The organism is Rhodococcus sp. OAS809 (assembly GCF_040546695.1).
Lineage (GTDB): Bacteria > Actinomycetota > Actinomycetes > Mycobacteriales > Mycobacteriaceae > Rhodococcus_F > Rhodococcus_F qingshengii.
Genome location: NZ_JBEPOI010000002.1, coordinates 1,603,920 through 1,619,121, shown reverse-complemented (window position 1 = coordinate 1,619,121; position 15,202 = coordinate 1,603,920). Strand labels below are relative to the sequence as shown.

Below are 15,202 nucleotides of genomic sequence, written 5' to 3'. Positions count from 1 at the left end.
CCGCGGACCGCTCAGGTCGCCCGGCTAGAATTCCGGGCGACATGAAAACTCGTGCAGCCAAGCTGCCACAGGAAATTTGGGTACTGGTCGCCGCCAGCTTCGTCATCGCCCTCGGATTCGGGTTGGTCGCCCCGGCACTACCTCAGTTCGCGCGCAGCTTCGACGTATCGGTCACCGCCGCCACGATCGTGATCTCGTCTTTCGCTTTCATGCGGTTGGTGTTCGCGCCGATGAGCGGCACTTTGGTACAGAAACTCGGTGAGCGGCCGGTCTACATCGTCGGCCTTCTCATCGTCGCGGTCTCGACCGGTGCGTGCGCTTTCGCGGGGGAGTACTGGCAACTTCTGCTGTTCCGGTCGTTGGGCGGCATCGGGTCGACCATGTTCACGGTGTCGGCCCTCGGGCTGATCATTCGCATGTCACCGTCGGACAGTCGCGGCCGCGTGTCGGGTCTGTACGCGACAAGCTTTCTCATGGGATCGATCGGCGGCCCGCTGGTCGGCGGTGCGCTGTTGCAGTTCGGTCTGCGGATGCCGTTCATCATCTACGCAATTGCGTTGGTGATCGCCGCGCTCGTTGTCTTCGTGAGCCTGCGTGGATCTCATTTGGCGTCACCGGACAAGGCTGTCGATGTGAAGTCGATGACTCTCACAGAAGGCCTCCAGTCTCCGGTGTACCGGGCAGCGCTCGGATCGAACCTCGCCTTCGGTGGCGTGATCTTCGGAGTTCGCGTTGCCATGGTTCCCCTGTTCGTCGTCGAGTTCCTCGGCCGAGACCCCTCGATTGCGGCCTACGCCCTGACGATCTTCGCCGTCGGCAATGCGTTGGTGTTGATCGTCTCCGGACGACTCTCGGACCGCTTCGGACGCAAGCCCTTTGTCGTGAGCGGCCTACTCATCTGCGGTCTGGGAACCATCGCAATGGGATTCACCGACAACCTCGTGGTGTTCTTCGCCATTGCCGCAGTGACTGGTGTCGGCTCCGGCCTCATGAGTCCGGCCCAGCAGGCCGCGGTTGCCGATGTTGTCGGATCGACGGCCCGAGGCGGACCCGTTCTGGCGGTATTCCAGATGATGTCCGACATCGGTGGGGTAGTGGCGCCGATTTGTGCCGGACTGATCGCCCAGCATGTGTCGTACTCGGCGGCCTTCGCAGTGATGGGAGCCGTAGTAGTCGTGTCGGCGACGGGTTGGTTGTTCGTTCCGTCGCGAACGAAGCCCGTCGAATCCGTCGTCGAAGATCTGACTGATGTGACGGTGCTAACGGATACTCCTGCGCGGACAAACCTGGACTGACCGGGCATTCTGTACTCTCGATCGGGTGGCAATTCGCATCGTGAGTCTTGTGGCCCGATTGGGTTTGGCGGCCGTCTGGCTGATTTCCGGGGGACTCAAGTTCTTTGATCCCGTTCAGACGAAGATCGCGGTGCGCGCCTATCAACTATTGCCCGAGTCACTGGTGGGTCCGGTGGCGACGGCTCTTCCCCTGGTCGAAATAGTCCTGGGCCTGCTGATCCTCGTCGGGTTGGCGGTGCGAGCATCCGCTGCAGTCTCGGTGGTCATCCTCACGGTTCTCATTGCGGTGATCATTTCGGTGTGGGCCAGGGGATTGTCCATCGACTGCGGATGTTTCGGCGGCGGAGGTGCAGCCGACGTCGGCGCTTGGGACTATTCGAAGGAGATTCTCCGCGACCTGGGCTTCTTGGCACTTGCCGTCTGGCTGCTCGTGTTCCCGCGTTCGCCACTCGCGTTGGGGCCCGGATCACGCGCGGCGTTCTCAGTGGATACTCAGTCTTCAGTGGCAAGGTAAGCAATCGGTAAATCGTTTCGACGCACGAAGGACTGCATCAGCGTGAGCACCAAGAGCAGCAAGAACAAATACTCTCCGGAACCGGTCTCGAGCCGCTCCACCTACATCATCGGTGGCCTCGCGGTGCTCGTGATCGCGGCCCTCGTCATCGGCGGTGTCTTGTGGACGAACAGCAAGAACAAGCCCCAGAACGACGGTTACGGCTCCGTGCAGAGTTCCGAAGTTGCCGTCACGGTGCAGGACAACGGAGTGGTGCTGCTCGGCAAGCCCTCCGCCGCGACAACCATTGATCTCTTCGAGGATCCGCTGTGCCCGGCCTGTGCTGCTCTCGAACACCTCAGTGGCCAGGCTCTCGCGGCCGCCGTCGACAACGGTGACGTCGCCGTGCGGTACCACATGCTGAACTTCCTCAACCGGGCCTCGGGCAGCGGTGACTACTCCACACGGGCCGGCGCCGCTCTGCTCTGCGTCGCTCAGGGTGGTGACGCGATTGCGTACTCCGCATTCCACAACAAGCTTTTCGCGACCGACACGCAGCCGGCCGAGGCCGGCAGCAGCGACCACACCAACGACGACCTCGCCCAGATCGCTCGTGATGCGGGCGCATCCGAGGACGTGGCAACCTGCATCTCTTCCGGTACCAACGTCGAAGCCGCCGCGGCCAATGCCGCAGCCGCCAGCCAGGCGCTCAAGGATGTCGGGTCGAACGGGACGCCCACGGTAGTGGCGAACGGCAAGATCGTTGACACGGGCAGCAGCGACTGGGTTTCCAAGCTCTCCTCCTGAGCTGAAGCGGCCGCTCCGACGAGGAGCGGCCGCTTCGCTCTGACCAGGCGATTTGTTGCCCAGGAGTCAAGTGGTGTAACTTTCTTCCAGCAAGCGGAAAGCAGAACAGCCGCTGCGAGTTCGACTGTTAGAGCGAACTGAATACGGGGCTATGGCGCAGCTGGTAGCGCACCACACTGGCAGTGTGGGGGTCAGGGGTTCGAGTCCCCTTAGCTCCACCCAAGACAAATGCTCTGCACCAAACGGTGCAGAGCATTTGTTGTTTTCGAGCCAGTGTTGTGTTGTCGACCCTGTGTTTTTCGAGTCTCTATTGCATGCAGCACAGTTCTGCCTAGATGTGTCGACCGCCATAACGCCAGGGCGTCAATGTTCAATAACGTCCGCGATGAGGCCTGATCATCCCGTGCATTCTCAGCATGGGGACCGTTGGCGGAACGGAGAACCATGAGTGCACACGTGGTGATAATCGGGGCAGGATATGCGGGCGTCATGGCAGCGAAGCGACTGCTGAGAACTCGGTCGGACATCACGGTGACCGTCGTGAATCCGCGCCCACACTTCGTGCAAAGAATCAGGCTCCATCAGATGATCGCGGCTGGCTACGACGCGACGGTCTCGTTCGACAGGGCGCTACCGCGTGCGGCACACCGAGTCTTCGGAGAGGTGACGACGATCGAGGCGGGGCTCGGCAGGCTTACCCTCGACGACGGCAGTGTGCTCGACTACGACTATCTGGTCTACGCAGTCGGAAGTGGGCAGTTACCCAGCACTATCGGCGGGGCGGCGGAGCACGGGTTCAGCGTCTCCGAATTCGAGGACGCGGTTCGCCTCGAATCCAGACTGGCGACACTCGACGGGAAGGCTACGGTCTGCGTTGTCGGCGGCGGTCTCACCGGCATCGAGACTGCCGCAGAATTGGCTGAGCAGCGAAGCAGCCGAATCACTTTGGTGACCGGAGGAATCGTGGCCCCGGATCTGTCAGAGCGTGCGCGATCTGCAATTCTCAGAACATTGACCGATCTTGGGGTCGACATCGTCACCGAATCCCGGGTTACACGCATTGACGGTTCGTCCTGCGAGCTTGCGGGAGGCGCACGGGTGGAGGCAGATTGCACGATTCTCGCGACAGAATTCGGGGTCCCCGAGCTGGCGCGCCGAAGTGGCCTTCCCGTCGACGGTCTCGGTCGTCTGAAGGTCGACGACCGACTCGAATGCTCGTCCCACCCCAACATCGTCGGTGCGGGTGATGCGGTCGCAGTCGGTGATCTTTCACTGAGGATGAGTTGTCAGGCCGCGATTCCCTTGGGAGTCCATGCGGCCGAGACGATCCTGCATCGACTCGAAGGTTCCGCGCCGCGCCCGGTGGCTCCGAAGTTCGCAGGCCGGTGCATCAGTCTCGGGAGGCGGCGAGGTGTGTTCCAGCGGACCACTCGTGTCGACGACGCAGCGGGCATGTTCATCGCAGGCAGGGCGGGTGCGTTCGTCAAAGAACGAGTGTGCTCGTCGACGACCGAGTGGGCACTCACTCCCCGCCGCTCTTTGTTCTACAACTGGACATGAGCAGCGCTGGTCACGCTCGATCACAGACTCGATCGATGATCGCCGCAGTCTTGCGGACGTACGGTTGGCGGACGACGTCTTCGTGGCACGCGTCGACGTCGTCGAAATCCAGTGAGCCTGTGGCAATGAGTGACCAGATCTCGCGTCCACGGTTGTTGGTGGCTCCACGGATGACGGTGACGGGCGCGGCGCATGCTCGTATCCGATGCTTCCGGAGCGCCTGGCCTCCGATGTAGAGGAACACGGTCCACTGGGTGGCCGGCGGGTACTGCAGAATGCCGGCGAACAGCGTGCGGATCCACATGGCCGCGACGGTGCGTCTGGTCGGCTTCCAGCGGGCATTGGTGGATGGTTGTGGTGCAAGGTCGACGATCGACGGATCCAAAGTGATGCCCGCTCGACCAGCCAGTCGTGCGGCAGCCTCGGTGGAGATTCTGGTGTCGAGAACGGTGACGTGTTCGACAGTGTCACCTGACTCGGACAGCTGTGTCGCCATTTCCAGCGCCACGTAGCCGCCGTACGAGTATCCGGCGAGGAGGTATGGCCCGGTGGGCTGAATCTTCTTGATTTCGAAAATGAAACGGCGGGCGCTTGCTTTCACCGACCGGTCGGGTAGTCCGCGAGATTCGAAGCCGTGTGGCTGAAGTGCGTAAACCGGCCGATCGGTGTGAAGCGCTTTCGACAAGGTGGACAGCGTCGTCGATGGGCACCCCGCTCCGTTCATGATGAAAAGCGGTCGCCCGGAGCCTTCGAGCTTCAGTGGCACCATCGTGTTGTGACAGACGCGATCATCGGGATCGATTCTGCGCCGATCCACCAGCGCTGCAAGGTCTTTGACGGTACTGGCGGCCGCGAACTCCGCCGCCGTGATCCGGATCCGGAACATGTCGTGAATCTTTGCCACCACTTCGGTTGAAGCAAGCGAATCGCCGCCGAGTTCGAAGAAGTCGTCCTCACGGTCGATGGAGTCGATACCGAGAATCGACTCCCAGATCGAGGACAACCACAATTCGGCGGGCCCGGCGAGAGTCGGTGGAGTGGACCGCACCTCGACGGAGGGCAGCGCTGTTCGATCGACCTTTCCTCTTTCGTTGCGGGGCAACGCCGGCATCAGAACAAAATGTCGGGGGAGCATCCAGGCCGGCAGATATGTCGCCAATTCGCGCCGCATCTCGGCGCCCGACCGTGCCATCACGGCTTTGGTCAGGACCACGTAGGCGACGATCTCCGGTCGATCGTTCTCGAGGACGACGGCCACGAAAACATCGGCGACGCCTGGAATTCGACGAATATGCGCCTCGACTTCCATCGGCTCCACCAGGTAGCCCCGAATCTTGACGGCGTCGTCGACGCGTCCCCGCAGTTGCAGTTCTCCGCGTTCGTCGATGCGGCCCCGGTCACCGGTCCGGTAGATGCTCACTCCGTCGCCCAGGCGCGTGAATCGTGTTGCAGTTCGATCCGGGTCGCCGTGGTATCCGTCGGCAAGATCACTGGAGACAACCTGAATCTCTCCGATCTCTCCGTCGGGGAGAGGCACGCCGTTCACATCGACGATCTGTACGTCCTTGCCGTCGCGAGCACGTCCGGCCGGTACCACTCCGACGGGTAGTTCGGAATGTGGTGGGAACACGTTGTACGCGACGACACCGGTCTCGGTGGTGGCCAGCCAGTTGACGTACGTGACGCGAGCGAAGCCGTGACTGCGATGGCGCGCGTAGTCCTCGCCGTGAACTGCTTCCCCGTACGTTACGACGACGCGTAGGGAACCGATCGAATCATCATTTGCTGCACCGCAATCGAGATCCGACCACGCCCGCAGAAAAGACGGCGCACAGTGCGTGGTCGTGATCGAATTCTCGATCAGCCAGTCGTCGATTCCCGAGACGCCGTCGATACGTGGATCCCAGCAGTAGACCGTGACTCCGTTCATAAGCCCCATGATCAGGGCCGTGATTCCGGCTCCGAAACTGACGGGCAACAGGTTCCCGATGTGATCGTCGGGTCGCAGGTCGATTGCTGCGGCGAGTTCGTCGGCCTTGTTCAGGCACATGGAGTGGCTCAACACGACTCCCTTGGGTGCCCCGCTGGTGCCTGACGTGAACGCGATCATGGCAGGGTCGGAACTCGATGGTTCCAACGCGCTGTCGAATCTGAAGCCCGTCGCAGCAGACTCGTCGAGTATCGACTGCAGCGGGACTGCACCCGAGGTGCTCATGATGTGCGCTCGGCGGGCCTCGGGGAGTTGTGGGTCGATCATGACCAAGGGCCGACCGGAAATCAGAGTGGCGAGGATGGCGGGCACCGACTCGGCCGTTGGTTCGAGATCGACCGCAACCGGGCGTGCCCCGTGTGACCCACGTAGGCGAAGTTCGCGGACCAATGCGTCGGTCCGGAGTTCGAGTTCGGCGAAAGTGATCCGGTCGCGCGGAGTCACGACGGCAACGGCGTCGTGCTGCATAGAGGTGACTCGGCGCCACCTCGACTCGATCGTCTCGTCGATGACTGCATAGCGAGTGCGTTCTAGACCTAAGTCGACAACCTTCATCACAGTAGCTCCGTCCGACTTTCAGCTATCTTTTAGCAAAGACTACATAAGGTTTGTGAAGTAGGTCCATAACAAACCAAAAGTAGTTTTACATACCTCCCCATCCTCCAGTCCGTCAGCTCCGAATGTCTTGAGGAACCAATGCCGATCGAGCGTTGTACAGACGAGGAGCAGTGACATGAAGTGGTCGGGGCGAAGTGCGATTGCGATTGCGGGAGTGTGCGCCGCAGCGACGATGTTTTCGGGAACCGCGCAGGCGAGCCCAATCTGGGAACCCTTGCAGCCGGTGGCGAACCTGGACGTCGCGCGCTACGTAGGGGAATGGAACCAGGTGGCGGCGATTCCTCAGCCCTTCAACCTCGCGTGCGCGAAGGACACCCGGGCGAGTTACGGGATTGTCGATTCCACGAACGTGAGCGTGAAGAACACGTGTACGACGTGGACCGGTCAAGCCAACGAGATCGTCGGGAATGCCCGAGTTACCGATCCAGCAACGGGTGCCCAGTTGCATGTGAGCTTCCCCGGGGTGCCCTCACAGGAAAGCTTGGACGGCCCACCCAACTACATCGTCACCTACATTGCCGACGACTATTCGTGGGCACTGGTGGGCGATCCGCTCAGGCTTTCCGGGTTCGTGCTCTCACGGTCGGCGGTCATCGACGCGGCAGGCTGGAGTGAGATCCGCCGGGTCGCCGAATCCCGTGGATACAACGCATGCACGATCCTGACGTCACCGACCACCGAGGGCACGTCGGACATCCGTCCGCTCTGCACGGTGTGAGTCTGCTGTCAGCGTGAACCTTCCGGAGCCACACTCCACTACGATCACTGATCGGTACGTGTGGTTTCGGAAGGTTGTGTGGTGGCGAAGAAGCAGATTCCCGTAATAGTCGTCGCAGGCTTTCTCGGTTCGGGCAAGACGACGCTGCTCAACCATCTTCTGCGTAACAACGACGGTGTACGCATCGGCGTGATCGTCAACGACTTCGGCTCCGTCAACATCGACTCGATGATGGTCGCTGGTCAGGTCGATTCGATGGTCTCTCTCAGCAACGGCTGTTTGTGCTGCGCTGTCGACGTCTCGGACATGGACGAGATGCTGAACAAGTTGGCGCACCGGCAGTCCGGGATCGACGTGATCGTCATCGAGGCCAGCGGGCTTGCCGAGCCGCGGAACATGATTCGACTCGTCCTCGGAAGTGAGAACCCGTCTGTCGTCTACGGCGGCCTGGTGGTCCTGGTCGACGGAGCCAATTTCTCCACCGTTCGCCGCGAACATCCCGAGCTCGATCAACATGTCCGCCTGGCAGACCTGGTGGTAGTCAACAAGATCGACAGCGTTCCGGTCGCCGAACGCGAGCGATTCACGACCGAAATTCGTAAGTTGAATCCGCGAGCGCCGATGGTGGAAACCTCGCACTCGCGGATAGACCCCGCTCTGTTGTTCGATACCGGCGAGGTGACCCCTCCGGCTCCGGGCGATCAACTGAGCCTCGACGAGCTCCTGCGCGACGGGCACGACGACGATCACGAGGACGGCTCGTGTCACCACGATCACCTGCACCACCGCTACGAATCGGTTGATTTCGCATCGGAGACGCCTCTCGATGCCAGGGCCTTGACGCACTTTCTCGAGAATCAGCCGTCGGGTGTTTACCGCATCAAGGGCTTCGTGAACTTCGAGATTCCGGGCTACACAGGAAAATTCGAGATCCAATCGGTGGGTGATCATGTCCGGATCACGCCGCTGCGATGGAAGTCGGGCGAACCTCGAACCACGCAACTGGTCGTGATCGGCACCGGGATGGATTCGGGGGCGGTCGGCAGCGCGCTCCGCGCCTGCGTGCGCGAAGAAACGGTCGAACCGCACCCCGACGCCATGCTGGGATTGCACCGCTATACCGTCGGGGCGTGAGTGAATCAGCTGTATCCGTGTACGAAGCGATTCGGCGACGGCGAGACGTTCGCGCCGAGTTCTCGGGAGAGATCGTCCCCGACGAAACTCTGATGCGCATTCTCGACGCCGCCCATCGCGCGCCGAGCGTGGGAAACACGCAACCGTGGGATTTTGTCGTCGTTCGTAATCCGGAGACGCTCGACACCTTCGCGGCACACGTCGCCGATGCCCGGGTGAAATTCGCGCAGTCCTTGCCCGAGGATCGCCGCTCGACGTTCGACCCCATCAAGATCGAGGGAATCGCCGAGAGTGGTACCGGCATCGTCGTCACTTACGACCCGTCGCGCGGTGGCCCGAACATCCTCGGCCGTCATACCGTCGACGACACCGGGCTGTTCTCGGCGGTGCTGGCAATTCAGAATTTGTGGCTCGCCGCGGTAGCCGAGGAGATCGGCATCGGCTGGGTTTCGTTCTACGACGAGAAGTACCTCACCGAACTCATGGGCATTCCGTCACCCGTTCGCCCCATTGCGTGGCTGTGCGTCGGGAAGGTGACCGAGTTTCAACAGGTTCCGGATCTCGAACGCTTCGGATGGCGACAGCGCCGGCCATTGGCCGACGCTGTCCACTACGAAACCTATTGAGTTGTACCGGGGGCCTAGCGTGCGGGACGGCCACCGGTGGAGCCTGCGGTGCGAGCGCCGCCGCCGGTGCGGGGACGGCGAGCGCCACCACCGGCATGTTCCTGACGGGCAGCTCCGCCGGTGCGAGCACCGCGTGACTGACCGCCCTGTCCGGAGCGAGCCTGACCCGAACGTGCTGCGCCGCCGCGTCCACCCTGGCCGGCGGGACGCTGCCCGCGTCCGCCGTTCGGCTGGGCAGGAGCCTTCGGAGCCGGCGTGACGTGCGGTGCGATGTCGCCGACCAACTTGACGACGTGCTCGGAGTTGGCAGTCGAACGGACCGGGGTCACCTTGATGGCTGCCTTGCGCATGAGGATCGCAAGATCCTTACGCTGCTCGGGCAGAACCACGGTGACCACGTCGCCGGCGCTGCCTGCGCGAGCGGTGCGACCACTGCGGTGCAGGTAAGCCTTGTGCTCGGCCGGCGGATCGACGTGGACGACCAACTCGACGTCGTCGACGTGGACGCCACGCGCTGCGACGTCGGTGGCGACGAGGACGCGCGCTTCACCGGCGGAGAATGCCGCCAGGTTACGGTCGCGAGCAGCCTGCGAGAGGTTGCCGTGAAGGTCAACGGACGGGATGCCCGACTCGGTGAGCTGGCGAGCCAACTTGCGAGCCTGGTGCTTGGTGCGCATGAACAGGATGCGACGACCGGTACCGGAAGCGAGCTTCTCGACCAGAGCCTTCTTGGCTTCGACGCCGTCGACGTCGAACACGTGGTGCGTCATTGCGGCGACGGGGGAGTTGGCCTCGTCGACCGAATGCATGACCTCGTTCTTGAGGAAACGCTTGACGAGCTTGTCGACGCCGTTGTCCAGCGTTGCCGAGAACAGTAGACGCTGCCCGTCCTGCGGCGTGGACGAGAGGATGCGGGTGACGACGGGCAGGAAGCCGAGGTCGGCCATGTGGTCGGCCTCGTCGAGCACGGTGATCTCGACGGCGTCGAGACTGACGAACTTCTGCTTCATGAGGTCTTCGAGGCGACCGGGGCAGGCGACGACGATGTCGACTCCGGCCTTGAGAGCCTGAACCTGGCGGTGCTGCGAGACACCACCGAAGATCGTGGTCACGCGCAAGTCGTATGCGGCGGCCAACGGTTCGAGGGTTGCGGTGATCTGGGTGGCGAGCTCACGCGTCGGTGCGAGCACCAGGCCGAGCGGTCGACCCGGACGACGCTTTCCTCCGGACAGTTCGCCGGCGAGGCGGGAGACCATGGGGATGGAGAACGCGAGGGTCTTGCCGCTTCCGGTCTTTCCGCGGCCCAGTACGTCGCGCCCCGAGAGAGTGTCGGGGAGGGTGTCGATCTGGATCGGGAACGGAGAAGTGATTCCGCCGTCTTCGAGAGCTTTCACCAGCGGTGCGCGCACACCGAGGGCTGCGAAGGTGGTAGCGGGCGTAGAGATGTCAGACAAGTGTGTTCAGAGCCTTTCGGGCACGTGTTCGTGCCCGGATGCCGACACGGGAATTAACCGGTCGAACAATCAAGCACAGTGGTGGCGGCGCTGCCGGTCGGCAGGCTTCTTCGCCGTAAGAAGAGCGGGTGCATTGAGCACTCAGCAAGAAAATTTGCGTTCTACGACGCTGGATGCCCGATTTCAGGCACCTAGTGATCGCAACTCTACCTTCCCGGAGCGTTCGACCTACAACCCGACCCATTCGGAGACGCCGTTCGCGAAGTGTTGCCGCTTCCAGATCGGTACCTCGTGCTTGATGCGCTCCACCAGTTCGGCGCACGCGGCAAACGCCTCCGCTCGATGCGGCGCGGCGACGGCGGCGACCAGTGCGAGGTCGCCGATCTCGAGGTGACCGACGCGATGGATCGCGGCAACCGGCAGGCCGGTCGAGGCCGCAACCTCTTGGCAGCACGTCTCGAGGAAGCGTTCGGCATCCGGATGCGCTTGGTACTCCAACGCCGAAACCGCTTGACCTCCATCGTGATTGCGCACCGTTCCCGTGAACACCACAACAGCGCCGTTCTTCGGACCGGCCACGGCGGCGTCGACGGTGTCTGCGTGAATCGGTTGCTCGGAGATCCGAGCCAATAGCTCACTCATCGTGCGCTCCTCCGCCTGCGACCTGCGCGAGCAGGTGATCGATGATGGGTCCGAGGACGGCGAGACCGTCCTTCACTCCACCGGGAGAACCCGGAAGATTGACGATGACCGTCGTACCTGTGAGACCTGCCACACCACGGCTCAGCGACGCGTGCGGTGTCTTCTCGAGGCCCTTGGTCCGGATCGCTTCTGCGACGCCGGGCAACTCACGGGTCAAGACTGCCCGGGTAGCTTCCGGGGTGGCATCCGTGGGGGAAGCCCCCGTGCCGCCGGTACTGATGACGAGTGACGGGAAGCCCTCCTTGGCGTCAGTGATGCCCGCCGCGATGTCTGCGTCGGCGTACACAAGCGGTCCACGTACCTCGAAGTCCCGTTCACGTAGCCAGGTCGCGATCGTGGGTCCGGTGGTGTCGGGTCTGGTGCCGTTCGCACCGCCGGTGGAAGCCACGAGGACGGTCGCGGACCGTGCCGAGGTGAAGGTGTGCGCCGGAGCTGTCTGTGCGTTCTGAGTGTCGCGGGTCCAATGTCCGCGCTTACCACCGTCTTTGGTGAGCAGACGAACACCGTTCATGGTAGCTCCGGGGTCCACCGCTTTGACCATGTCGTGCAAGGTCAGGCCGGCTACCGCGACGGCGGTGAGTGCTTCCATCTCGACGCCGGTCTGTCCGCGAGTCTTCGCCGTCGCCTCGACGGTGATCGATGTTTCGGTGAACCCGAATTCCACCTTGACCGACGAGAGCGCGAGTTGATGACACAGCGGGATCAGTTCGGAGGTCTTCTTCGCACCGGCGATTCCGGCGATGCGCGCGGTGGTGAGGACATCAGCCTTGGGCATGCCGTCGGCGCGGACGAGGCGAACTACCTCGGCGGTCGTGACGAGTTCGCCGGCGGCGACGGCGATACGCGTCGTCTCGGCCTTGGCGCTGACGTCGACCATGCGCGCTCGGCCCTCGCTGTCGACGTGTGTCAATTCGGTCATCAGTGTCCTTTGAATCAGATCGAGTGAATCAGATCGAGGAAGTCGAGAGCGGGACGACGTCGACGAGATCGCCCGCGCCGAGCTCGGTCACGGCGGCGGGGATGTCGATCAGGACGTCGGCCCACGCCATGGCTGCAACAAGGTGCGATCCGGGTCCGGCAACGAGTTCGATTCCGTCCGCAGTTCTGCGTGCCCGCAGGAACTGCCGCTTGCCGTCCACCGAACGCAGCGGTGCAGTCAACGGGAGTCGCTCGCGCGGGATCTCGGGCAGGCCCGCGGCCCGGCGCAGTTCGCCCCGTGCGAAGACCTCGAAGGAGACCATCGTGCTCACCGGGTTGCCCGGGAAGCTCAGTACCGGCACTTCGTTCACCACTGCAGTGCCTTGCGGACCGCCCGGCTGCATTGCGACGTGGCCGAAGTGTGCTCCCAGAGGCGTGAGAGTTTCCTTCACCACCTCGAAGTCGCCCATGGACACTCCGCCGGAGGTGAACACCAGATCAGCGACCGAGGTTGCGTACGAGAGCAATTCGCGGAACTCGGCGGGGTCGTCGCTGCTTCGGGCGACGGATACGACATCGGCGCCGTTGGCTTCGGCCAATGTTGCCAAAGCTGGACCGTTGGAATCGTATATCTCACCGGGTTCGAGAGTTGTTCCGGCACTTTTCAGTTCGGCGCCCGTCGTAATTATCGCGACCCGTGGCTTCGTGTAGGTGTCGAGCGAGGCCAAGCCCACAGCACTCAGCGCGGCGATATGGCGAGGTTCCAAGTGCGTTCCGGCCGTGACCAGTAGCATTCCGGCGGTGATGTCGCTGCCACGTTCGCGTACGAATTCGCCTACCGACCTGCCCCGTTCGATCGTGACGACGTGCTCGGTGACACCCGTTGTGTCCTCGACCGGAACAACGGCGTCGGCACCCTCGGGGAGCGGAGCACCGGTCATGATGCGAAATGCCGATCCTGGAAGGTGTTTCGGTGGTTTTCCGCTTCCAGCGGCGATCACGCCTCGAACCGTCAGTGTGGTCGGAACCGAGGCCACAGAAGCAGCATCGACGGCATACCCGTCCATCTGCGAGTTGCGGAAGAGTGGCAGGTCTACCGGCGATGCGATATCCGAGCAAGTTATGCGCCCCAACGCTTCTGCCGTCGGAACTGCCGTCGGAGAGAGGGTGTGCAGGCCGGTGAGCAATCCGGAGATGTGCGACGCGTGTTCCTCGACCGAACGCGCGCTCATGACAGTAACCTCGACAACCTCGACATGTTTTGATCCTAGGCGGTGTGGTCCGTCCGACACACGGAGTACGGCTTTCGGTCATACTGGAGCAATACGGAAGTTGGTGAAGTGATGACAGTGGTCTCGATGGGAATTCCCACCGTGCGGTTCGACGCTGCCTCCCTCGCCGGTCGTCCCGAGACGGATCTCCTGGTCGACAGGTTCGGGCGTGTTGCCAGAGATCTGCGAGTCTCGATCACCGAGAAGTGTTCACTTCGTTGCACGTATTGCATGCCGGAGGAAGGCTTGCCGGCCATCGCTGCGGAAGATCTTCTGAGTGCCGACGAGATCATTCGAGTAGTCGGAATCGGCGTCGAACGAGTCGGTATTCGCGAGGTGAGATTCACCGGCGGCGAACCGCTGATGCGTAGTGACCTCGAAAAGATCATCGGGGGGTGCGCCGCGCGCGTGCCAGGAATTCCACTTTCCATGACTACCAACGCCGTTGGGCTCGAACATCGTGCCGCAAAGCTGGCTGCAGCTGGTTTGACTCGCGTGAATGTTTCCCTGGATTCGGTTGATCGCGCCCATTTCGCTGAATTGACGCGTCGAGACAGGTTGCCGTCCGTTCTCGCGGGAATTCGAGCGGCAGCTGCGGCCGGGCTCGCGCCACTGAAGATCAATGCGGTGCTGATGCGTGAAACGCTCCACGGCGCGGCGGATCTTTTGCAGTGGTGCCTCGAAGCCGGCGTCGAATTGCGCTTTATCGAGCAAATGCCTCTGGACGCAGACCATGCATGGGCACGCGAGAACATGGTGACCGCGGCTGAATTATTGTCCGTTTTGGGAAGCCGTTTCGAATTGGAAGCAATCGGCCGTGAAGATCCGTCGGCTCCTGCCGAAGAATGGCGTGTCGACGGGACCACGATGACGGTAGGGATCATCGCTTCCGTGACCCGCTCGTTCTGCAGTGAATGCGATCGGACGCGAATGACCGCAGAGGGAACAATTCGGTCATGTCTGTTCAGTGACCGTGAAGTTGATCTGCGTGCCGCGCTCAGGGCCGGAGCAAGTGACGACGAACTAGCGGATTTGTGGCGCGGTGCGATGTGGAACAAGTGGGCTGGGCACGGCATCGACGCCGCGGACTTCGTTCCGCCGGAAAGAAGTATGGGAGCGATTGGTGGCTGATCCGCATTCGATCTCGGTTCGTTACTTTGCTGCTGCAGCGGATGTATCCGGTTGCCGTAGCGAGGTAGTCGCCATCTCGCCTGACAACACACTTGCCGAGTTGGTGGCGGTGCTGGTCGGGCGATACGGACCGGAGATGGAGCGAGTGCTGTCGGTCTCGGCTTTCCTCGTCGGTGACGAGTTGACCCGCGACGTCTCTCGAGCCTCCGGTAGCGCTGTCGATATTCTTCCGCCTTTCGCTGGAGGCTAGTCCGAGAATTGCCGGCGTAGCTATTTGTGGGCTGCCGACGTATTATCCTTTTTCGGTTTGCCGGTCCAAATATTCATATCTTGATCACTCCAGCTCAAGTGGCATCTATCTCCGTTTTCTCCATTGTTGGTCAATTGCCCAGCATTGGTCGTTTTTGTTTAGTTTCTCCTACTTTTGGGGGAGCGAATGCACTTCGAATTGCCAAGGTGAATTGTCATCTGTTTGGATGACAAAA

14 protein-coding genes and 1 tRNA gene are annotated in these 15,202 nt (G+C 62.1%); 10 read left to right on the top strand and 5 right to left on the bottom strand.

The annotated features are described in order from the left end of the window. The first annotated feature begins 41 nt into the window (after positions 1–41). From ABIE52_RS10450 to ABIE52_RS10430, 5 genes are all read left to right on the top strand, one after another. On the top strand, positions 42–1,295 hold the full coding sequence (locus ABIE52_RS10450; protein WP_003942326.1) for an MFS transporter: 1,254 nt from the start codon (positions 42–44) through the stop codon (positions 1,293–1,295). Between the two features lie 25 nt (positions 1,296–1,320). Next, positions 1,321–1,809: a MauE/DoxX family redox-associated membrane protein gene (locus ABIE52_RS10445; RefSeq protein ID WP_003942318.1), complete on the top strand. Its 489-nt coding sequence runs from the start codon at positions 1,321–1,323 to the stop codon at positions 1,807–1,809. 42 nt (positions 1,810–1,851) lie between these two features. Next, complete coding sequence (locus ABIE52_RS10440) at positions 1,852–2,595, top strand: DsbA family protein (RefSeq protein WP_192712530.1); 744 nt, start codon at positions 1,852–1,854, stop codon at positions 2,593–2,595. Between the two features lie 145 nt (positions 2,596–2,740). Continuing rightward, positions 2,741–2,813, top strand: a tRNA-Ala gene (locus ABIE52_RS10435). A gap of 226 nt (positions 2,814–3,039) precedes the next feature. Beyond that, positions 3,040–4,155, top strand: a complete 1,116-nt coding sequence (locus ABIE52_RS10430; RefSeq protein WP_192712529.1) for an NAD(P)/FAD-dependent oxidoreductase — start codon at positions 3,040–3,042, stop codon at positions 4,153–4,155. Positions 4,156–4,165: 10 nt separating this feature from the next. Here the strand turns inward: ABIE52_RS10430 and ABIE52_RS10425 are convergent, their stop codons facing one another. Then, complete coding sequence (locus ABIE52_RS10425) at positions 4,166–6,700, bottom strand: AMP-binding protein (RefSeq protein ID WP_030534966.1); 2,535 nt, start codon at positions 6,698–6,700, stop codon at positions 4,166–4,168. Positions 6,701–6,878: 178 nt separating this feature from the next. On the opposite strand from ABIE52_RS10425, the gene ABIE52_RS10420 reads away from it, so the two are divergent. The 3 genes from ABIE52_RS10420 to bluB all read left to right on the top strand — a co-directional run bounded on the left by ABIE52_RS10420 (position 6,879) and on the right by bluB (position 9,241). Then, positions 6,879–7,481, top strand: coding sequence for a lipocalin family protein (locus tag ABIE52_RS10420; protein WP_007731307.1), 603 nt, complete (start codon positions 6,879–6,881; stop codon positions 7,479–7,481). 81 nt (positions 7,482–7,562) lie between these two features. Further along, a complete protein-coding gene (locus ABIE52_RS10415; protein WP_030534965.1) occupies positions 7,563–8,615 on the top strand; it encodes a CobW family GTP-binding protein in 1,053 nt (350 codons plus the stop codon). Then, on the top strand, positions 8,612–9,241 hold the full coding sequence (gene bluB / locus ABIE52_RS10410) for a 5,6-dimethylbenzimidazole synthase (RefSeq protein ID WP_007731309.1): 630 nt from the start codon (positions 8,612–8,614) through the stop codon (positions 9,239–9,241). Before ABIE52_RS10415 ends, bluB begins: the two co-directional genes overlap by 4 nt. A 14-nt stretch (positions 9,242–9,255) precedes the next feature. Here the strand turns inward: bluB and ABIE52_RS10405 are convergent, their stop codons facing one another. The 4 genes from ABIE52_RS10405 to ABIE52_RS10390 form a co-directional block, all read right to left on the bottom strand. Then, positions 9,256–10,695: a DEAD/DEAH box helicase gene (locus tag ABIE52_RS10405; RefSeq protein WP_042450056.1), complete on the bottom strand. Its 1,440-nt coding sequence runs from the start codon at positions 10,693–10,695 to the stop codon at positions 9,256–9,258. Positions 10,696–10,923: 228 nt separating this feature from the next. Beyond that, positions 10,924–11,337, bottom strand: coding sequence for a molybdenum cofactor biosynthesis protein MoaE (locus tag ABIE52_RS10400; RefSeq protein ID WP_003944730.1), 414 nt, complete (start codon positions 11,335–11,337; stop codon positions 10,924–10,926). After that, entirely contained in the window at positions 11,330–12,316 is a 987-nt protein-coding gene (gene moaCB, locus ABIE52_RS10395) for a bifunctional molybdenum cofactor biosynthesis protein MoaC/MoaB (protein ID WP_065455546.1), read from the bottom strand. Before moaCB ends, ABIE52_RS10400 begins: the two co-directional genes overlap by 8 nt. Positions 12,317–12,344: 28 nt before the next feature. Beyond that, positions 12,345–13,547, bottom strand: coding sequence for a molybdopterin molybdotransferase MoeA (locus ABIE52_RS10390; protein ID WP_003944714.1), 1,203 nt, complete (start codon positions 13,545–13,547; stop codon positions 12,345–12,347). Between the two features lie 111 nt (positions 13,548–13,658). Between ABIE52_RS10390 and moaA the strand changes: the two genes are divergently transcribed. Both moaA and ABIE52_RS10380 read left to right on the top strand, forming a co-directional pair. Next, the gene (gene moaA, locus ABIE52_RS10385; RefSeq protein ID WP_047271625.1) at positions 13,659–14,717 is read left to right on the top strand and encodes a GTP 3',8-cyclase MoaA; all 1,059 of its coding nucleotides are present in this window, start codon (positions 13,659–13,661) and stop codon (positions 14,715–14,717) included. Continuing rightward, positions 14,710–14,967: a MoaD/ThiS family protein gene (locus ABIE52_RS10380; RefSeq protein WP_003944706.1), complete on the top strand. Its 258-nt coding sequence runs from the start codon at positions 14,710–14,712 to the stop codon at positions 14,965–14,967. The genes moaA and ABIE52_RS10380 overlap by 8 nt, the downstream gene beginning before the upstream one ends. Positions 14,968–15,202 lie beyond the last annotated feature (235 nt).